This window comes from Aestuariivirga litoralis, assembly GCF_003234965.1.
Classification (GTDB): domain Bacteria; phylum Pseudomonadota; class Alphaproteobacteria; order Rhizobiales; family Aestuariivirgaceae; genus Aestuariivirga; species Aestuariivirga litoralis.
This window is the reverse complement of the sequence record NZ_QKVK01000003.1, coordinates 339,507-357,853: the sequence shown is the minus strand read 5'-3', so window position 1 is coordinate 357,853 and position 18,347 is coordinate 339,507. Positions and strand designations below refer to the sequence as shown.

Sequence of the window (18,347 nt, the reverse complement as noted above, 5' to 3'; positions counted from 1 at the left end):
CCCAGCGCTTTGCTGTCATAATGGCCCCATGACATCGCTTGCGGGAAAATCGGTCCTCCTCATCATCGGTGGCGGCATTGCCGCCTACAAGGCGCATGAACTCGTCCGCCTGCTGAAGACACGTGGTGCTGCCGTGCGCATCATCCTGACCAAGGCGGCGGAACAGTTCGTCACGCCACTTTCGCTGGCTGCTCTCTCCGGCGAGAAGGTCTATACTGCGCTCTTCAGCCTTACCGACGAAGTCGAGATGGGTCATATCCAGCTTTCGCGTTCGGCTGATGTCGTCGTCGTCGCTCCGGCAACGGCTGACCTCATGGCAAAGATGGCAAACGGCCTTGCAGATGACCTTGCCTCGACCGCCCTTCTCGCCACGGACAAACGCGTTCTGCTCGCGCCCGCGATGAACGTCCGGATGTGGCGCCATGCCGCGACCGAGCGCAACACAGCAACGCTGAAGCATGATGGCGTCACCTTCGTCGGTCCCAACGACGGCGAAATGGCGTGCGGCGAGTTCGGACCCGGCCGCATGGCGGAACCGAACGAGATCCTCACCGCTATCCTCGACATGCTCAAGCCCAAGGCTCAGCCGCTGGCGGGGAAGAAGGTGGTGATTACCGCAGGCCCGACGCGCGAACCCATCGACCCCGTTCGCTTCATCTCCAATCATTCCTCGGGAAAACAGGGCTATGCCATTGCGATGGCGGCGGTGGAGCTTGGAGCGGAGACCGTGCTGGTGTCGGGGCCCGTGTCCCTTGCCATCCCACCCGGTGTACAGATGATGCCTGTGGAGACCGCGCAGGACATGCTGGAAACATGCGAAGGTGAAATGCCGGCCGACATCGCCATCTTCACAGCCGCCGTCGCCGACTGGCGTGTGGCCTCCGAAGCGCCGGAGAAGCTAAAGAAATCGGGAGACGGCCCTCCGACCCTTCGCCTCACCGAAAACCCCGACATTCTCGCCACCATTTCCCGTAGCCCCAATCGGCCAAAGATCGTCGTCGGCTTCGCAGCCGAGACGGAGAGGGTGTCCGAGTACGCGGCCCGAAAACTGAAAAGCAAGGGCTGCGACCTCATCGTCGCAAACGACGTCAGCAAGGGGTCGGGGGTTTTCGGCGGTGACCGCAATACGGTTCATCTCGTGACCGCGTCAGGAGTCGAGGATTGGCCGCAGATGAGCAAGGACGAGGTTGCACGAAGATTGATGGAACGCCTTGCGCAGATGCTGGTCCCGCAGCAGAAGGTTGCCAAATGACCACGGTCGAGATCAGGCGCCTCCCTCACAACCAGGACCTGCCGCTGCCCGCCTACGAAACGGAAGGAGCAGCGGGCATGGACCTGCGCGCTGCCGAGCCCGTGACACTGAAGCCAGGCGCACGGCACCTGGTGCCCACTGGAATAGCCATCGCCCTCCCACAGGGCTTCGAGGCGCAGGTGAGGCCACGATCGGGCCTCGCTGTGAAGCATGGCGTCACCGTCCTCAACTCACCAGGTACCATCGACTGCGATTACCGCGGAGAGGTGAAGGTGCCACTCATCAACCACGGCGAGGCCGACTTCATGATCGCCCGCGGTGACCGGATCGCCCAGATGGTGATTGCTCCAGTTACGCGTATCGGCTGGCAGGAAGTGGATAGGCTCGACGAAACAGCACGTGGTGCCGGAGGCTTCGGCTCGTCAGGGCATCGCTGATGGCGCTGTCAGCGGACGAGGTCGAGCGTTATGCGCGGCATCTGGTGCTGCACGAGGTCGGCGGTCCTGGTCAGAACCGGCTGAAGAATGCGAGGGTTCTCGTTATCGGCGCGGGTGGGCTCGGCGCGCCACTGCTTTATTATCTGGCTGCAGCGGGTGTCGGCACCATCGGCATCGTCGACCATGACACGGTGAGCCTTTCGAACCTGCAACGGCAGATCATCCACACCACCGCTCGCATCGGAATCCCCAAGACCTCCAGTGCACGCCAGACGATGCAGGGCCTGAACCCGTATGTACAGGTAATCGAGCATGCCCATCGGATCACCGCGGACAATGCGCTTGCCATCATATCGTCCTATGACATCGTCGCTGATGGCTGCGACAACTTTCCCACGCGCTTTCTCGTCAGTGACGCCTGCTATTTCGCCCGAAAGACACTGGTGACGGCTGCGGTCGGCCAATTCGACGGCCAGCTCTCCACCTTCAAGCCACATGAGACGGGACAGGACGGCGCGCCATGGCCCACATATCGTTGCCTTATTGGCGAACTGCCGCCACGCGGCCTGTTCCCCGCATGCGAGGAAGCCGGTATCCTGGGCGCATTGCCGGGCATCCTGGGTTCCATGCAGGCGATGGAGGTGATCAAGGAAATCCTCGGCATCGGGGAAAGCCTTGCAGGGCGGCTTCTGATGTATGACGCTCTCGCCACCAGCTTCTATGAAACGAAGCTGGCTTGGAATCCTGAAAACCCCCTGACGGGGCGCAACCCGACGATCAAATCCCTTCAGCAGTCAAACTATCTCGACCGCTAGGCGGGTTCACCCTTTGGCGGAGCGAGCTGTCCAAACGCATCGAGTGCATGCGCGGCATACATGACGGATGGACCCGCACCCATGTAGATCGCCATGCCCAGCGTTTCGAGGATCTCTTCCCGGGTCGCGCCCTGAAGAGCGGCCGCCTTGGAATGAAAGGCGATGCAGTCATCACAGCGCGTGGCCACGCCAATTGCCAGAGCGATCAGTTCCTTCGTCTTGGTGTCCAGTGCATTGGCCTTCAACGCTGCCTGGGCTATGCCGGAAAAGCCCTTCATGACATCCGGGGCGCCCTCGCGCAGTTCACGCAGCGGCGAAGATAGTTCGGCGATGAGGTTCTTCCAGTCCTTGCTCATGAAACACTCCATTGTCTGGAGTGGTCTTCATCCAGAAGATATCAACTCGCCTTGACTTCGCTCAAACCTTGCTTGAGGTCCTCCGGGCGAGGCATCGAGATGATGTTGTAACCCGAATCCACATAATGGATTTCGCCGGTAACGCCGCCGGACAGCGGCGAAAGCAGATAGAGCCCGGCACCACCGACCTCCTCCAGCGTGATGGTTCGCCGGAGTGGCGCGTGGTCCTGCTGATAGCTGAACATGGCGCGCGCATCCCCGATGCCGGCACCCGCGAGGGTGCGCATCGGACCCGCCGAAATGGCGTTGACCCGAATGCCCTGCGGGCCATAGTCAGCTGCCAGATAACGCACGGAAGACTCGAGAGCGGCCTTGGCCACGCCCATGACATTGTAATTCGGCATGACGCGCACCGAGCCACCATAGGTGAGGGTGATCAGCGAACCGCCATTCGTCATCAGGGGAGCGGCGCGCTTGGCGATTTCGGTGAAGGAAAAGCAGGAGATCACCATGGTGCGGATGAAGTTCTCGCGCGTCGTGTCGGCGTATTTGCCCTTCAGCTCGTTCTTGTCAGAGAAGGCGATGGCATGCACCACGAAGTCGATGCTGCCCCAGCCTTTCCGGAGTTCTTCGAAAACCGCGTCCACCGTGCCGATGTCTTCGACATCGCAGGGCAGAAGCATGGAAGAACCGACCGACTCGGCCAGCGGCTTCACGCGCTTGCCAAAGGCTTCACCCTGATAGGTGAAGGCGAGTTCTGCGCCATGCCTGTGAAGTTGCTGGGCAATGCCCCAGGCAATCGAGTGGTCGTTCGCGACACCCATGATGAGTCCGCGGCGGCCCGCCATCAGAGAATTGGTCATGTGGAGATCAGCCGTTGTAGCGCTGGAAGACGAGGGTTGCGTTGGTGCCACCGAAGCCGAAGCTGTTGGACATCACCGTGTCGATCTTGGCGTTGTCGATCCGCTTGCGGATGATCGGGACATCGGCGAAGTCAGGGTCGAGTTCCTCGATGTGAGCGCTTTCGCAGAGGAAGTTGTTCTTCATCATGAGGATCGAATAGATCGCCTCCTGCACGCCCACCGCTCCCAGTGAATGGCCGGTCAGCGACTTGGTGCTTGAGATCGGCGGAATCCTGTCGCCGAAGACGGCGCGGATCGCCTCGATCTCCTTCTTGTCACCGATCGGCGTCGAGGTGCCGTGCGGATTGATGTAGTCGATGGTTCCGGCATTGCCGAGCGCCTGCTTCATGCAGCGGGTCGCGCCCTCGCCTGAGGGCTGCACCATGTCGTAGCCGTCTGACGTTGCCCCATAGCCGATGAGTTCAGCATAGATCTTGGCGCCACGCGCCTTGGCGTGCTCGAGTTCCTCGAGGACGACAGTGCCTGCACCGCCGGCAATGACGAAGCCGTCGCGATTCTTGTCATAAGCGCGGGAGGCGGTAGCGGGCGTGTCGTTGTACTTCGATGACATGGCGCCCATCGCGTCGAACAACACCGAGAGGGTCCAGTCGAGTTCCTCGCCGCCTCCGGCGAACATCACGTCCTGCTTGCCCCACTGGATCATCTCGGCTGCATTGCCGATGCAGTGCGCAGAAGTGGCGCAGGCCGACGAGATCGAATAATTGACGCCACGGATACCGAAGGGTGTCGCCAGCGTTGCCGAGTTGGTGCTGGACATGGCCGCGGGCACGGCGAAGGGGCCGACCCGCTTTGGGCCCTTTTCGCGGGTTGTGTCGGCGGCTTGCACGATGGTGCGGGTGGAGGGCCCGCCCGAACCCATGATGATACCAGTCCGGTCATTCTTGACGTCCGTCTCCTCCAGTCCGGAATCAACGATTGCCTGCTGCATGGCGGCATAGTTCCAGGCCGCCCCGTCTCCCATGAAACGGCGCACGCGGCGGTCGACGCTTTCGAGATCGAAGGTGGGAGCGCCATGTACCTGGCAACGGAAGCCGAGTTTCTCGTACTGATCTGCCTTGACGATGCCGGATTTGGCCTCGAACAGCGAATTCAGCACTTCCTGCACATTGTTGCCGATGCTCGACACGATGCCGAGGCCGGTCACGACGACACGCCGCATGTTGACTCCCTTTCTCAGGCCGTGGGCTGGAACAGTCCGACCTTCATATCGGTAACCTGATAGACCGTTTCACCATCGGCCTTCATGATCCCGTTCGAAACCGCCATCTTGAGTTTGCGCAGGATAAGACGGGTGACCTCGACTTCATAGGTCACTTTCTTGACAAGGGGAGTCACCATACCAGACAGTTTGACCTCGCCAACGCCCAGGGCGCGGCCACGTCCGGGCTCGCCCAGCCAGCCAAGGAAGAAGCCAGTCATCTGCCAGAGGGCGTCCAAACCGAGGCAGCCCGGCATGACGGGATCGCCCTGAAAATGGCAGCCGAAAAACCAGAGATCAGGTTTAACATCAAACTCGGCCACAACCTTGCCGAGTCCTGCGGCGCCACCATCCTTTGATATTTCCGTGATGCGGTCAAACATCAGCATCGGGGGCAGGGGCAACTGGGCGTTCCCGGGCCCGAAGAGTTCGCCGCGGCCGCAGGCCAAGAGATCCGCGTAATCGTAGCTCGACTTCGGTTGGTTCATTCTGCCTCTGGTCCCAAACTGCACCGGCCCGCCCCGGTTCCGCCGTTCCTATCACATGGAAATATCTGGTCCAAGCCCGCTTTCGGGCAAGGGTTGGCCGCCCCACTGGCGCCAAGATTGCCTTGCCTAAGGGGTTTCGCGTATAAGAGGCTCGATCATGGATCTGCAGGACAACGCACTGGCTGAACGGCTGAGGCTGGCGGGGCTACGCCCCACCCGGCAACGCCTTTCCCTGGCCGCCATCCTGTTTGGGGCCGGAGACCGTCACGTGAGCGCGGAAAGCCTTCACCAGGAGGCACTTACGGCCCGTATCAACGTCTCTCTCGCCACGGTCTACAACACGCTGAACCAGTTCAAGGCAGCAGGGCTTCTCCGCGAGGTTGCCTTCGAGGGTGACCGCACCTTCTTCGACACCAACACTTCGAACCATTTCCACTACTACATCGAAGAGACGGATTCGCTGGTCGATATCGGTACCGAGCATCTTCAGGTCATGGGCCTGCCACCACTTCCCACTGGGACAGAGATCGACCGGGTGGACATCATCATCCGGTTGCGCAAGGCCGGTTCCTGATCTCAGGCGGCCTTGCTGCCTCCTGCCACCAAGCCTGCTTCCCACCCGAGAATGGCCTGTTTGCGCGTCAGTCCCCAGTGGTAACCGCAGAGGCTACCTGACTTGCCGAGCACTCGGTGGCATGGCACCACGAAAGAAATCGGATTGCGCCCCACTGCCGCACCCACTGCGCGGGAGGCCTTGGGGTTGCCGATGTGACCGGCGATGTCGGAATAGGTGGTGGCGCGGCCCATGGGGATTTTCAGCAGGGTTTGCCATACCCTGGTTTCAAATTCCGTGCCGATGAACACGATGCGCAACGGCTGTTCCGCCACCCAGCGCCCCGGGTCGAAGATGCGCGCCACCGGAACCGCTGTTGCAGCGGTGTCCTCAACGAATTGCGCCTCAGGCCAGCGGCTTCGCATGTCGAGAAAACTGGCGTGTTCCCGACCGTCGTCAGCGAAGGCCAAGCCGCAAATGCCCTTCTCAGTCATCATCAGCAGAACCTTGCCGAACGGGCAGGGATGGAAACCGTAACGGATGGTGAGGCCTTTGCCACGCGCCTTGTAATCCCCGGGGGTCATGCCCTCGTGGGTCACGAACAGATCGTGCAGCCGACCGGGACCGGACAACCCGACTTCATAGCTGGTATCGAGGACGCTGGCGGAGTCCCGCAACAGCGTGCGGGCATGATCGATAGTGAGTGCCTGTATGAAGGCCTTGGGGCTCAACCCGGCCCAGCGCATGAACAGCCGCTGCAAGTGCGCGGCGCTCATGTCATTGCGCTCAGCTAGCAGGGCGAGCGATGGTTGCTCACGCCAATGCTCGCGCAGGTAATCAAGGTTGCGGCGAACCAGTTCGTAGTCGCGGGCAGCTTCGGTGAGGGTCGTGGCGTTTTCCATGAACCGGAAGCTAAACCCGGATGTGCCATTTTCCCACCCGAAACCTGATCAGATCCGTGGAATGGCAAGGGCCGACCTCAGGGCATTTGCCAAGGTCTTGCGTTCTTCCGGAGCCAGGAACTCTCCAACCGAAATACGGGTCGGCCCGGATACCAGCACGAGACTGCCGATCAGCTCGCGCTCCCGGTCCTCTTCAAGCTCGACACGCACCCAGCGGCGCACAAAGCGTTGCTGCTGGGGAGGATGCCTTTCGCATTCACGGTCGATCACCAGCTCGTGCTCGGTAATGGAAATGCGCTCCAGCTTCCGGGCATCGGCAAAGTTGACCCTGAAGGCCCACCAGACCAGCAGCACATCCAGTCCGGCAAAGCCGGCGATTGGCCAGGCCCCTAGCGCCACGAACATGCCCGCGACGACCAGATTTACCAGGATCACCAGCCCCATCAGGACAAAATAGCCCTGCCGGTTCAAGCTTCGGTGTGGCGTCAACGTCGCCTGCCAGACTTTGCTGTTGCTCTGGTCCATATCGCTGTTCTACCTCAAGGTCTGCAAGGGAACACGAGTGCCATGGCCAAGGCAAGCCGTCTCAAACAGGAGGAGGTGGAGGAGATCTTCCGCCGCTTTCACGCGGCCAATCCCGAGCCGAAGGGTGAACTCCATTACCTCAATCCCTACACGCTGCTCGTTGCCGTCGTGCTCTCGGCACAGGCGACGGACGAGGGGGTGAACAAAGCCACCAAGCCACTCTTCGCCATTGCTGATTCCCCCGAAAAGATGGTCGCTCTCGGGGAGGATACGGTGCGTGACGCGATCAAGACCATCGGGCTGTTTCGCGGCAAGGCAAAGAATGTGATTCTGCTGTCGCATCAGCTACTTGACCAGCATGGAGGTATCGTGCCGGACGACCGGGAGGCTCTCGAAGCCCTTCCCGGTGTGGGGCGGAAGACGGCCAATGTGGTGCTCAACATCGCCTTTGGGCACCCGACCATCGCAGTGGATACGCATTTGTTCCGGGTTGGCAACCGCACTGGCCTGGCACCCGGAAAGACACCGCTGGAGGTGGAGCTGAAGCTGCTCAAGGTGGTGCCCGCCCGATATGGTCGCCATGCCCACCACTGGCTGATCCTGCACGGGCGCTATGTGTGCAAGGCGAGGAAGCCCGAATGCTGGCGCTGCCTCATCTCCGATATCTGTCGCTTCAGGCCGAAGACGCCCGCACCGACTTGAACAAATGGGTGAAATAGGCCGTCGAGAACAGCGGCACCACGAGGTTGACGAAGGGCACGACAGACATCACCGCCGGCAACAGCGCGGCAATGAAAACGGTGGGGCTGTTTTCCTTCCGCAGAGTCCTCGCCTCCTCCACCGGCATATGCCTCATTGCAACCATCTCGAAATATTCCCGCCCAATCAGATAGGCGTTGGCGGCAATCAAGACCAGGACGCCAAAGCCGAAGAACACGGTGGGCAGCACGGCCAGGTTCACCAGCAACACCACAACGAAAAACTGGATGGCCATAAGAATGGCCCTGCCCGCCGGCAGGGGCGTACCCCGCGGATCCCATGGGTAATGCCGCTCCTCCACCTTCTCGGCAATCCGGTCGAGAAAAAGGCCGGCAAAGGCTGCGGTGACGGGTGACATGAGGAAAAAGAAGGCAACGAGCAGAGCGAGGCCCGTGCCAATCTCCACCAGCCGATCAGCCCACGGCCAAGAAAAATGGGTGAAGCTGGCGATCAGCACCTCGGCGATCACCAGAACAGCAATGAACAGCGCGATGGTCAGCCCCAGCGCCTTGAGCAGCACGGAGCGGAATTCTGGCGAAAACAGGTCACCAAAGGCTCGGATGGCAGACGTAAACATGTCTCCCACGTAATCACCCCGGCTTGCCAGCGCAAGCTGGCTTCGCTAGGGCGGTGGGAAAAGGCTAGGAGATTTCCATGACGGCTTCCGGTTTCGACGTCCTCTGCATCGGCAATGCGATCGTTGACGTTATCGCGCGGGTGAGCGAGGACTTCGTCTCCCGCCACGGGCTGGTGAAGGGCTCGATGAACCTGATTGATGAGGCGCGCGCCGAAGAACTCTATGGGGACATGGGCCAGGCGATCGAGGTGTCGGGCGGATCGGCGGGCAATACTGCGGCGGGTCTCGCCTCTCTGGGCGGTCGGGCCGCCTATTTCGGCAAGGTCAAGGCCGATCAGCTGGGCACCATCTTCCGTCATGACATGCGGGCGCAGGGTGTTGCATTCGACACGCCCCCGGCGGCGGATGGCCCAGCGACTGCCCGCTCCTTCATCCTGGTGACACCGGATGGCGAGCGCACGATGAACACTTATCTCGGCGCCTGCGTGAACTTCACCACAGCTGACGTCGACAGCAGGATCGTGGAGGCCGCGCAGGTCACCTACATGGAGGGCTATCTGTGGGACCGGCCGGAGGCAAAGGAAGCCTTCAAGCTGGCGGCACGCATTGCCCGGACGGCGGGGCGCAAGACGTCGATCACACTCTCTGACTCCTTCTGCGTCGAGCGGCACCGCGACAGTTTTCTCGAACTCATCCGCAGTGACATCGATATCGTTTTCGCCAACGAGACAGAGATCAAGTCGCTGTACCAGACACAGAATTTCGACGGCGCCGTAAGTGCCATAGCCGCCGATTGCCCCATCGCCGTCGTGACGCGCTCCGAGAAGGGCTGCGTGGTCGTCAAAGGCAACGAATTACTCGAGAGCCCTGCTCATCCGGTAAGCAAGGTCGTTGACGTAACGGGAGCCGGTGATCTTTTCGCCGCCGGTTTCCTTTACGGTGTTACCAATGGCAAGACACTTTATGAATCGGCGCGGCTCGGGTCCATGGCTGCGGCAGAAGTCATCTCGCATATCGGCGCCCGTCCCGAAGTAAGGCTGCGCAGCCACGCGGAAAACTTGGGCCTGCTATAGCTTCCTGAGGAAGACGCTGCGGATGAAGTGATCGGCACCCTTGCGGAGCACGAGGTCAGCACGCGGCCGTGTGGGCAGGATGTTTTCGCGCAGGTTCACGAGGTTGATCGTGTCCCAGATGCGAGTCGCGGTGTCGCGCGACTCCTTGTCGGTGAGAGTGGAATAGCGGTGGAAGTAGGATCTGGGATTGCGGAAGGCGCTGTCGCGGAGCGTCAGGAAGCGCTCGATGTACCACGTCTTGAGGTCCATCGTATCAGCATCGATATAGACTGAAAAATCGAAGAAATCCGAACTGTTCGGTATGCCGCGGCCATCGCGCGGCGGCCGCCCGGTCTGCAGCACGTTGACACCTTCGACGATCAGGATGTCGGGCTGGTCGATCACGGCGCGTTCGTCCTTCAGCACGTCATAGGTGAGATGCGAATAGAGCGGCGCTGTGACATTGCGCTTGCCTGCCTTGATGTCGGAGAGGAAACGGAGGATTGCCGGGAGGTCGTAGCTTTCCGGAAAGCCCTTTCGGGTCATCAGTCCTTCGCGTTCGAGGATGGAATTCGGCAACAGGAAACCATCCGTGGTCACCAGGTCCACTTTCGGGTGCTTGGGCCAGCGCGCCAGAAGGCGCTGCAGAATGCGCGCTGTGGTGCTCTTGCCGACCGCCACGCTGCCCGCCATGCCAATAACATAGGGAACCTTGCGGTCGGTGAGGTGAAGGAAATTGTTGGTGGCGCGGAACAGCCCCTGCGTTGCCGCAACATAGAGGTTGAGCAGCCGTGACAGGGGCAGGTAGATGGTTTCGACTTCTGCGAGATCGATGCGGTCATTGAGGCCGCGCAGCTCGTCGAGGTCCCTCTGCGTCAGCGTCATCGGCGTGTCGGCGCGCAAGGCTGCCCATTCCTCGCGCGAGAAGCGGCGGAATGGGGAAACTTCCTTGACGAGTTCTTCCATGGATCAATCCTTGGGCCTGGAGGCTTTTTCAGCAAGTCCGCTCATGCCCTGGCGGCGGGCAAGTTCAGCCATCACGTCCGACAGTTTCACGTCGGCAGCAGTGAGCAGAACGAGCAGATGATAGAGAACGTCGGCAGCCTCGGACGTGGTGTGCGCCTTCTCGCGCAGGACTGCGGCGAGTGCGAGCTCAACTGCTTCCTCGCCGAATTTCTTGGCACACTTCTCCACCCCCTGTGACAGCAGCTTTGCGGTGTAGGAGGTCTCCGGAGATGCCTGCCTGCGCTGCATCACCTCGTCGCCAAGCGCTGCAAGAACATCGAGACGATGGTCAGTCATGTGCATAGTCCTAGCCGAGCCGCATGGGGATGCCCGCCGCAGAGAGATGCCGCTTTGCCTCTGTGATGGAATAGGTTCCAAAATGGAAGATCGACGCCGCCAGCACGGCCGCAGCGTGGCCGTCGCGAATGCCGCCGACGAGGTGCTCCAGCGTGCCCACCCCGCCAGAGGCGATCACGGGCACAGTCACAGCGTCAGCGATGGTGCGGGTGAGTTCGATGTCGAAGCCCTTGCCGGTGCCGTCCCGGTCCATCGACGTGAGCAGGATTTCGCCAGCGCCAAGCGAGGCCACCTCGCGGGCAAAATCCTCCGCGTCAATTCCTGTCGGTTGCCGGCCGCCATGGGTAAAGATCTCCCACTTCCCGGGCGACACCTGTTTCGCATCGATGGCAACGACGACGCATTGCGCGCCGAACTTTTCCGCCGCCTGCCGGACGAAATCGCGATTGGCGACGGCGGCTGAATTGATCGACACCTTGTCGGCTCCCGCCAGCAGCAACCGGCGGATGTCATCCAGCGTTCGTACGCCGCCGCCGACCGTCAGCGGCATGAAGCAGGCTTCGGCCGTGCGCTGGACCACGTCGAAGATGATACCGCGGTTCTCATGCGTTGCCGTGATGTCGAGAAGGCAGAGTTCATCCGCTCCCGCGGCGTCATAGGCCTTGGCGATTTCCACCGGATCGCCCGCATCGCGGAGGTCGACGAAATTGACGCCCTTCACGACACGGCCATCCTTCACATCGAGGCAGGGAATGAGCCGGGCCTTGAGCATCACCGAGCCTCCCGGATGAGGCGGAGCGCCTGGGGAACGTCGATCCGCCCGTCATAGAGTGCGCGACCTGAAATGGCGCCTTCGAGTATGCGGCAATCAGGCTGAAGCAGACGTTGGATATCATCCATGGATGCCAGGCCACCGCTGGCGATGACCGGCACGGGAACAGATCGCGCAAGCTCGAGTGTCGAGTCGATATTAAGACCCTGCAGCACACCGTCACGGTCGATATCAGTGAAAATGATGGCTGAAACGCCGACATCAGCGAACTGCCTGGCGAGCGCCACGGCGGTGAGGTCGGATGTTTCCGCCCAGCCTTCAACAGCGACACGACCTCCCTTTGCATCGATGCCAACAGCGATGTGGCCGGGAAAGAGCCTGCAGGCCTCGCGCACCAGCGCCGGATCGCGAAGCGCTACCGTACCTAGGATGACCCGGCGGATTCCCTTGCCCAGCCAGGACTCGATCTGGCCCAGGTTGCGGATGCCGCCGCCTAGCTGAACAGGAAGCTTCACCGCTTCGAGGATTGCCTCCACTGCCTCGGCATTGACCGGCCTGCCTTCAAAGGCGCCATTGAGATCGACGAGGTGCAGCCATGCAAACCCCTGGTCTTCGAAGCTCTTCGCCTGAGCGGCCGGATCATCGTTGAACACCGTGGCCCGGGCCATATCGCCGAGCTTGAGGCGCACGCATTGGCCATCCTTCAGGTCGATGGCGGGAAACAGGATCATGGCCGCCACCGCAAGAAATTTGCGAGTAATGTAAGTCCCAGTACCTGGCTTTTTTCGGGGTGGAACTGGGTACCAATCAGGTTATCTCGTCCCACCATGGCCGTCACGGATTGGCCGTGCTCGGTGGTGGCGATCACGTCATGGACTCGCGCGGCAACAAGGTGATAGGAATGAACGAAATAGGCGTGCAGGCCAGTTTCGCCCAGAGGAATGCCATCAAGCAGGGGATGCGTGCGCTGCTGGTCCAGCGTATTCCAACCCATGTGGGGAATCTTGAACGACGGATCGCGCGGCGCAATCGGCAACACTTCGCCGGGGATCCAGCCGAACCCCTCGGTGATATCATGCTCCAGCCCGCGCGAAGCCATCAACTGCATGCCCACACAGATGCCAAGGAAGGGTTTACCCTTGGCAGTGACCTCATCCTGCAATGTTTGCCACAGCCCCGGAACGGCCATCAGCCCATTGCGGCAATCCTTGAAGGCACCAACCCCGGGCAGCACCAGCCGCTCGGCCCGCCGCAGCAGCTCGGGGTCTGACGTGACATGGACTGCCGTGGCGACACCACTGTCCCGCGCCGCGCGCTCCATGGCCTTGGCGGCAGAATGGAGGTTGCCTGATCCGTAATCGATGATGGCTACACTCATGCTGCGGGCTCACACCTTGCCGAAAATGCCGAGTGGGTCATCTTGCCCGGCTCGACGGGGCGAGACCGGAGGCATCGACGCACATGGCGCACGGCCGTCAAAGTAGGTGAGTTCGGCCGCCTCGAGGCAACTCGCCTGGATCAATCCGGCGCGGCGGAAGCCGGCACGTTCAAGTGATTTCACCTGCAGGGCACGCGCCTCGAAGGCGAACAACAAGGAAATGCCAAATTGCAGGAGCGTTGCGAGCCCTGGTCCCAAGAGCTGCAGATTTGCAGCGATTGTAAACACGGCGGACAAAGAGAACAGCAGAGCCGCCACCACCCACAAGCGATGCCACAAGGCCCAGATGACGGTGAACGCGAAAGCCCCCCAGGAAAAACCTTCGGGCACGAAAGTCACGCGCCAGGGGCTGTCGTCAGGTGGCTCGAGAACGGCGTAGATGGTCATCAGCCTGCCAGCGTTCCCTTGGTAGAGGGAATTCTGTCCTTCTGTCGCGGATCGATTTCGATCGCCTCACGAAGCGCGCGGGCAAGTGCCTTGAAGCAGGACTCGGCGATGTGGTGATTGTTGTCGGCGTAGAGCGTCTCGACATGCAGGGTGACGCCGGCATTCATGGTGAAGGCCTGGAACCACTCGCGCACCAGTTCAGTGTCGAAGTCACCTATCTTCGGTGCTGTGAAATGCACTTTCCAGACAAGGAACGGACGCCCCGAAACATCGATGGCTGCACGGGTGAGCGTGCCATCCATCGGCAGGTGCAGGCTCGCGTAGCGGCAGATCCCCTTGCGGTCTCCCAATGCCTTCGCGACAGCCTGGCCGATGGCGATGCCTGAATCTTCTACCGTGTGGTGGAAGTCGATGTGGAGGTCGCCTTCCGCCTTCAGCACCAGGTCGATCAGGGAATGACGGGACAGCTGTTCCAGCATGTGGTCCAGGAAACCCACGCCGGAACTGACGTTGAAGGCGCCGGTGCCGTCGAGATCGACGGTTGCGGAAATCCGGGTTTCGGTGGTCTTGCGGTCGATCGAGGCCTTGCGCATCGCGGAGCGTCCAGCTGCATGAATGCCCGGCCTCTTAGCAGATGCAACAGGAATTGGCCAAGGCTGCCTTTTCTTTGAGCCCCGGGAAGCCTACATGAGCCGGAGAACGTCTTCAGGAAAACCCCATGGCAGAAACAACGACTTGGCACGGCACCACAATCCTCTCAGTCCGGAAGGCTGGAAAAGTGGTTATCGCGGGCGATGGTCAGGTCAGTCTCGGCCAGACCGTTATCAAGGGAAATGCCCGCAAGGTGCGTCCCCTTGGGGTGGGACAGGTGATCGGCGGGTTCGCAGGGGCAACCGCCGACGCCATGACGCTGTTTGAACGTCTCGAGTCGAAACTTGAACAGTATCCCAACCAGCTCACCCGGGCATGCGTGGAAATGGCGAAGGACTGGCGGACCGACCGCTACCTTCGGCGCCTTGAGGCCATGATGATCGTGGCGGACAAGAATGTTACACTGGTGCTGACAGGCACAGGGGACGTGCTGGAACCCGAAAATGGCATCATCGCCATCGGTTCTGGCGGCAATTATGCACTGGCGGCAGCGCGCGCCCTTGCCGACAGCGATCTCGATGCGGAGACCATCGCACGCAAGGCCATGGCCATTGCCGCTGAAATCTGCGTCTACACCAATCACAACCTGACCGTTGAATCACTGGCTACGGCCGACCGGACCTGAGGACATGACTGATTTTTCGCCCCGCGAAATCGTATCCGAACTTGACCGCCACATTGTCGGCCAGATGGAGGCCAAGCGAGCTGTCGCCATTGCCCTGCGCAACCGATGGCGGCGCAAGCAACTCGACGGAAGCCTGCGTGACGAGGTGATGCCGAAGAACATCCTCATGATCGGGCCAACCGGCGTGGGCAAGACGGAAATTGCAAGGCGCCTGGCCAAGCTTGCAAACGCACCATTCCTGAAGATCGAGGCCACGAAATTCACCGAAGTGGGTTATGTGGGCCGCGACGTCGACCAGATCGTGCGCGATCTGCTGGAGTCCGGCATCGCAATGACCCGTGCCGCCCGTCGCAAGGATGTCGAGGCCCAGGCGCAGCTCAATGCCGAGCGCCGGGTCATCGAGGCCCTCGTCGGCGCCAACGCGTCCGAGACCACGCGTGAAGCCTTCCGCCGCAAGCTGCGAGCCGGCGAACTGGACGACCGGGAGATCGAAATCCAGGTGACGGATGCCGGGTCCTCAAGCTTCGAGATTCCGGGCATGCCCGGCGGTTCGGCCAGCGTCGTCAATCTCTCCGACATGTTGGGCAAGGCCTTCGGTGGCCACACCAAGCCCCGGCGCATGACCGTGAAGGCCAGCCATGAGGTGCTGCTGGCGGATGAATCCGACAAGCTGCTTGACCAGGACCAGATCGTGCAGGACGCCATCGAGGCGGTCGAGCAAAATGGCATCGTCTTCCTCGACGAGATCGACAAGATCTGCGCCCGGTCGGAGCGACAGGGGGCCGATGTCAGCCGTGAGGGCGTGCAGCGCGACCTCTTGCCCTTGATCGAGGGAACTACCGTATCGACCAAGCATGGTCCGGTGAAGACAGATCACATCCTGTTCATTGCCTCGGGTGCCTTCCACATCGCCAAGCCTGCGGATCTTCTTCCGGAGCTTCAAGGGCGTTTGCCGATCCGGGTCGAACTCAAGGCGCTGGACCGCACCGACCTCGAGCGCATCCTGACCGAGCCCGAGGCCAGCCTGATCAGGCAATACAGGGCCTTGCTCAAGACCGAGGGCGTGACCCTGGACTTCACGGCCGACGGCATCAGCGCGATTGCCCAGATCGCGGCCGACACCAATGCAACGGTGGAGAACATCGGGGCACGACGTCTGCAGACAGTCATGGAGCGGCTTCTGGACGATGTGAGTTTTGTTGCTCCTGATCGGTCAGGGGACACCGTGGTGATCGACAGTGCCTATGTCGAGGAGCATGTCGGCACGCTCGCCAAGAACGCCGACCTCTCGAAGTTTATCCTCTAGGCCTTTGGCGCTTTCTGCCCAATGTCGAGAGCAGTTCGTCAAGCGTTGCTGGATCGAGCTTGCCGATGTCGTCGGCAAGGCGATTTGCAAGTTCCGTGGCCTTGGGATTGAGTCCGGACGTATCGATCGTGATGCGCGGGTGGGAGATGCGGGCGAGCCGAACGACCTCATCTGCCTCGTCCCAGATGATGTTGAAATAGGCCAGGATGCGCTGAATGAGATGCCACCCGGGGCGGCCGCGTTTGCCATGTTCGAGGGCGGAGAGATAGGCGGACGACACACCAAGTGCTTCCGCCATGTCCTTCAGTGTGACGCCGCGCTCAGCCCGCAACTTTCGCATCCTGTCGCCGAAAGGTGTCATCTTTCGTCCCGGAGGCGCCGCACACGGACGTAATAGGCGCCACCTCCCCCATGTTTGGGATGCGCGGGCTGAAAGCCAGCAACGAGGCTCCTGAACTCCGCTTCGTGGAACCATTCCGTCACCAGCCGACGCAATCGCCCGGCCCGTTCCGGAGCATGGAAATGGCCAGCGCCATGCAGCGTGTGGCGCGAGAAGGGAGAATCTCCCTTGCCGGTGATGATCAGGACGTTGCGGGCACCTGTCGCCTGCGAGTCGCGCAGGAAACCGAGGAGATGGACACGCGCCATTTCGACGCCCGTGCCATGCAGGTCGAGCCTGCGGTCGATCTCCACCTGGCCCCGCGTAAGCCGCTGCGTCGTGCGACGGTCAAGCCCGGTAATCTGCGGCGGTGGTCTGTGAAGGGGGGATGGTACATGAACATGTGGTGCCGATGGCATGTTCACCAGCTTCTTCTTGGCAGACGTCGGAAGTGCCGCAGGCCGCGATGCTGCTGAGCCAGAACGCGTCCGCAACGGCTTAACCGTTTTGGTGGCTTCGAGCCAAAGTTCATAGTCAGGTGGCTTGCGGATCATGCCGGCAGCCCGAGTTCCTTGGCCACCTCATGAGGAAGGAGTACGCTCATGCGGCCCGGGCTCTTCATGGGGCCTGCAATCATCGCGGCTTCATCACCAAAACCCCAATAAACATCGCCTCTGGACAATCCCCTGATGGCGCTGCCCGTGTCCTGAGCAATGAGAAGCTGGCGAAAGAGATCAACTTGGTTCCCGGCTCCCGTTGGCGCTTCGGTCTCGAGCCAGACGGGCGTTCCGAACATCCACAATGACCTGTCGATGGCCAGGCTCCGCCGCGGGGTGAGCTGAACATGCTGCGCTCCGAGGGCTCCGAGTCCCGGGTCCTCGAGGTCGACCTCGCGGAAGAACACGAATGATCGATTCTCCCACATGAGTTCCCGCGCCTGCTGCGGATGATCTGCCATCCAGAGGCGGATCGCCTGCATCGACATTGCGTCTGCAGCCAAGGTGCCACGCTCGACGAGAAGCGCACCGATGCCGGTGTAGGGATGGCCGGACTTCGCCGCGTAGGACAGGCGCAGCACACCTCCCTCCACAAGCCGTATCCGCGCCGACCCTTGGATGTGGATGAAGTAGGCATCGGCCCAATCCCTGAGCCAGACGATCTCCAGCCCCTGTCCGTCAAGTGCGCCTTCTTCGATTTCGCGGCGCGTGAAATAGAGCGTGGGCTTCCCGTCGACCACCCTGCCGTATGTGAGCTCCGACAATTCCGCATTTGCGCCAGGGAATGTTACAAGATCCTTCGGCCGCCGATAGAGGGGAACGCGGAACTGCGAACTGCGAATCCGGCTGCCATCCACTTCGGGCTCGAAGTAACCTGTGAAGAGGCCTTCCGGACGTACCTCGTCATGCACGAGAAATGCCTGGAAGCCATTCTCGAAGAATTTGCGGGCGTTCCCTGCCTCGAAGGCACGCAGGCATGTGCTGCGCCACGACGACGGGCTGCCGCCAAAGCGAACCGGACGCCGGAAGCCCGCGCCCTGTTCGAGCATCTCTCGGCAGGAGCGTCGAAACGTCAGCAGGGCAGCGTGATGATCGTGGTCATACCAGGCTTCAAGATCAGCGAAGTTCACGGGAGAGAGGGAGCTGACCATAG

Annotated in this window: 25 protein-coding genes; 8 read left to right on the top strand and 17 right to left on the bottom strand. The window is 61.2% G+C overall.

The genetic code is table 11. The annotated features are described in order from the left end of the window. Nucleotides 1-28: 28 nt before the first annotated feature. From coaBC to DK847_RS09050, 3 genes are read left to right on the top strand one after another with little or no spacing between them, the layout of a single operon-like run. Nucleotides 29-1,252 carry a bifunctional phosphopantothenoylcysteine decarboxylase/phosphopantothenate--cysteine ligase CoaBC gene (gene coaBC / locus DK847_RS09060; protein ID WP_111197915.1) on the top strand — a complete coding sequence of 408 codons (1,224 nt, stop codon included), beginning with the start codon at nucleotides 29-31 and terminating at the stop codon, nucleotides 1,250-1,252. Further along, nucleotides 1,249-1,689: a dUTP diphosphatase gene (gene dut, locus DK847_RS09055; protein WP_111197913.1), complete on the top strand. Its 441-nt coding sequence runs from the start codon at nucleotides 1,249-1,251 to the stop codon at nucleotides 1,687-1,689. The genes coaBC and dut overlap by 4 nt, the downstream gene beginning before the upstream one ends. Next, entirely contained in the window at nucleotides 1,689-2,504 is an 816-nt protein-coding gene (locus DK847_RS09050; protein ID WP_193548184.1) for a HesA/MoeB/ThiF family protein, read from the top strand. Before dut ends, DK847_RS09050 begins: the two co-directional genes overlap by 1 nt. On the opposite strand, the gene DK847_RS09045 is transcribed toward DK847_RS09050, so the two are convergent. The 4 genes from DK847_RS09045 to fabA are packed head-to-tail and all read right to left on the bottom strand — an operon-like array spanning nucleotide 2,501 to nucleotide 5,469. Next, nucleotides 2,501-2,860, bottom strand: coding sequence for a carboxymuconolactone decarboxylase family protein (locus DK847_RS09045; protein WP_111198158.1), 360 nt, complete (start codon nucleotides 2,858-2,860; stop codon nucleotides 2,501-2,503). The two genes, DK847_RS09050 and DK847_RS09045, sit on opposite strands and share 4 nt — an antisense overlap. A gap of 41 nt (nucleotides 2,861-2,901) precedes the next feature. Beyond that, nucleotides 2,902-3,723 (bottom strand): enoyl-ACP reductase FabI, encoded by an 822-nt coding sequence (gene fabI, locus DK847_RS09040; protein WP_111197910.1) that lies wholly within the window; start codon nucleotides 3,721-3,723, stop codon nucleotides 2,902-2,904. Nucleotides 3,724-3,730: 7 nt separating this feature from the next. Beyond that, nucleotides 3,731-4,942: a beta-ketoacyl-ACP synthase I gene (gene fabB, locus DK847_RS09035; RefSeq protein WP_111197908.1), complete on the bottom strand. Its 1,212-nt coding sequence runs from the start codon at nucleotides 4,940-4,942 to the stop codon at nucleotides 3,731-3,733. Between the two features lie 14 nt (nucleotides 4,943-4,956). Next, nucleotides 4,957-5,469, bottom strand: coding sequence for a 3-hydroxyacyl-[acyl-carrier-protein] dehydratase FabA (fabA, locus tag DK847_RS09030; protein ID WP_111198156.1), 513 nt, complete (start codon nucleotides 5,467-5,469; stop codon nucleotides 4,957-4,959). A 157-nt stretch (nucleotides 5,470-5,626) separates the two neighbouring features. On the opposite strand from fabA, the gene irrA reads away from it, so the two are divergent. Further along, on the top strand, nucleotides 5,627-6,043 hold the full coding sequence (gene irrA, locus DK847_RS09025; protein ID WP_111197906.1) for an iron response transcriptional regulator IrrA: 417 nt from the start codon (nucleotides 5,627-5,629) through the stop codon (nucleotides 6,041-6,043). 2 nt (nucleotides 6,044-6,045) lie between these two features. On the opposite strand, the gene DK847_RS09020 is transcribed toward irrA, so the two are convergent. Both DK847_RS09020 and DK847_RS09015 read right to left on the bottom strand, forming a co-directional pair. Beyond that, nucleotides 6,046-6,924 (bottom strand): methylated-DNA--[protein]-cysteine S-methyltransferase, encoded by an 879-nt coding sequence (locus DK847_RS09020; protein WP_111197904.1) that lies wholly within the window; start codon nucleotides 6,922-6,924, stop codon nucleotides 6,046-6,048. A gap of 48 nt (nucleotides 6,925-6,972) precedes the next feature. Beyond that, on the bottom strand, nucleotides 6,973-7,449 hold the full coding sequence (locus DK847_RS09015; RefSeq protein ID WP_111197903.1) for a DUF2244 domain-containing protein: 477 nt from the start codon (nucleotides 7,447-7,449) through the stop codon (nucleotides 6,973-6,975). A gap of 42 nt (nucleotides 7,450-7,491) precedes the next feature. On the opposite strand from DK847_RS09015, the gene nth reads away from it, so the two are divergent. Continuing rightward, on the top strand, nucleotides 7,492-8,151 hold the full coding sequence (gene nth, locus DK847_RS09010) for an endonuclease III (RefSeq protein WP_111197901.1): 660 nt from the start codon (nucleotides 7,492-7,494) through the stop codon (nucleotides 8,149-8,151). Here nth and DK847_RS09005 read toward each other — a convergent pair. After that, nucleotides 8,123-8,785 (bottom strand): EI24 domain-containing protein, encoded by a 663-nt coding sequence (locus tag DK847_RS09005; RefSeq protein ID WP_111197900.1) that lies wholly within the window; start codon nucleotides 8,783-8,785, stop codon nucleotides 8,123-8,125. The two genes, nth and DK847_RS09005, sit on opposite strands and share 29 nt — an antisense overlap. Nucleotides 8,786-8,862: 77 nt before the next feature. On the opposite strand from DK847_RS09005, the gene DK847_RS09000 reads away from it, so the two are divergent. Then, nucleotides 8,863-9,858, top strand: coding sequence for an adenosine kinase (locus DK847_RS09000; RefSeq protein WP_111197898.1), 996 nt, complete (start codon nucleotides 8,863-8,865; stop codon nucleotides 9,856-9,858). Here the strand turns inward: DK847_RS09000 and coaA are convergent. From coaA to hisB, 7 genes are read right to left on the bottom strand one after another with little or no spacing between them, the layout of a single operon-like run. After that, complete coding sequence (gene coaA, locus DK847_RS08995) at nucleotides 9,853-10,803, bottom strand: type I pantothenate kinase (protein ID WP_111197896.1); 951 nt, start codon at nucleotides 10,801-10,803, stop codon at nucleotides 9,853-9,855. The two genes, DK847_RS09000 and coaA, sit on opposite strands and share 6 nt — an antisense overlap. A gap of 3 nt (nucleotides 10,804-10,806) precedes the next feature. Further along, a complete protein-coding gene (locus DK847_RS08990) occupies nucleotides 10,807-11,139 on the bottom strand; it encodes a phosphoribosyl-ATP diphosphatase (protein ID WP_111198155.1) in 333 nt (110 codons plus the stop codon). Between the two features lie 10 nt (nucleotides 11,140-11,149). Next, the gene (hisF, locus tag DK847_RS08985; protein WP_111197894.1) at nucleotides 11,150-11,911 is read right to left on the bottom strand and encodes an imidazole glycerol phosphate synthase subunit HisF; all 762 of its coding nucleotides are present in this window, start codon (nucleotides 11,909-11,911) and stop codon (nucleotides 11,150-11,152) included. Next, nucleotides 11,911-12,642 (bottom strand): 1-(5-phosphoribosyl)-5-[(5-phosphoribosylamino)methylideneamino]imidazole-4-carboxamide isomerase, encoded by a 732-nt coding sequence (hisA, locus tag DK847_RS08980; protein WP_111198153.1) that lies wholly within the window; start codon nucleotides 12,640-12,642, stop codon nucleotides 11,911-11,913. Before hisA ends, hisF begins: the two co-directional genes overlap by 1 nt. Beyond that, nucleotides 12,639-13,289 carry an imidazole glycerol phosphate synthase subunit HisH gene (hisH, locus tag DK847_RS08975; RefSeq protein ID WP_111197893.1) on the bottom strand — a complete coding sequence of 217 codons (651 nt, stop codon included), beginning with the start codon at nucleotides 13,287-13,289 and terminating at the stop codon, nucleotides 12,639-12,641. Before hisH ends, hisA begins: the two co-directional genes overlap by 4 nt. 9 nt (nucleotides 13,290-13,298) lie before the next feature. After that, complete coding sequence (locus DK847_RS08970) at nucleotides 13,299-13,736, bottom strand: DUF2628 domain-containing protein (protein ID WP_111197891.1); 438 nt, start codon at nucleotides 13,734-13,736, stop codon at nucleotides 13,299-13,301. Continuing rightward, nucleotides 13,736-14,329: an imidazoleglycerol-phosphate dehydratase HisB gene (gene hisB, locus DK847_RS08965; RefSeq protein WP_111197889.1), complete on the bottom strand. Its 594-nt coding sequence runs from the start codon at nucleotides 14,327-14,329 to the stop codon at nucleotides 13,736-13,738. Before hisB ends, DK847_RS08970 begins: the two co-directional genes overlap by 1 nt. A gap of 125 nt (nucleotides 14,330-14,454) precedes the next feature. Here hisB and hslV point away from each other — a divergent pair, with 125 nt between their 5' ends. Both hslV and hslU read left to right on the top strand, forming a co-directional pair. Then, nucleotides 14,455-15,012 carry an ATP-dependent protease subunit HslV gene (gene hslV / locus DK847_RS08960; RefSeq protein WP_111197888.1) on the top strand — a complete coding sequence of 186 codons (558 nt, stop codon included), beginning with the start codon at nucleotides 14,455-14,457 and terminating at the stop codon, nucleotides 15,010-15,012. Between the two features lie 4 nt (nucleotides 15,013-15,016). Further along, entirely contained in the window at nucleotides 15,017-16,318 is a 1,302-nt protein-coding gene (gene hslU / locus DK847_RS08955) for an ATP-dependent protease ATPase subunit HslU (protein WP_111197886.1), read from the top strand. Here the strand turns inward: hslU and DK847_RS08950 are convergent. The 3 genes from DK847_RS08950 to mltA form a co-directional block, all read right to left on the bottom strand. Then, complete coding sequence (locus DK847_RS08950; RefSeq protein ID WP_111197884.1) at nucleotides 16,308-16,679, bottom strand: helix-turn-helix domain-containing protein; 372 nt, start codon at nucleotides 16,677-16,679, stop codon at nucleotides 16,308-16,310. The two genes, hslU and DK847_RS08950, sit on opposite strands and share 11 nt — an antisense overlap. Further along, nucleotides 16,676-17,011 carry a Smr/MutS family protein gene (locus DK847_RS20590; RefSeq protein WP_161957206.1) on the bottom strand — a complete coding sequence of 112 codons (336 nt, stop codon included), beginning with the start codon at nucleotides 17,009-17,011 and terminating at the stop codon, nucleotides 16,676-16,678. Before DK847_RS20590 ends, DK847_RS08950 begins: the two co-directional genes overlap by 4 nt. Before the next feature lie 236 nt (nucleotides 17,012-17,247). Then, nucleotides 17,248-18,345, bottom strand: coding sequence for a murein transglycosylase A (mltA, locus tag DK847_RS08940; protein ID WP_161957205.1), 1,098 nt, complete (start codon nucleotides 18,343-18,345; stop codon nucleotides 17,248-17,250). Between the last annotated feature and the right edge of the window lie 2 nt (nucleotides 18,346-18,347).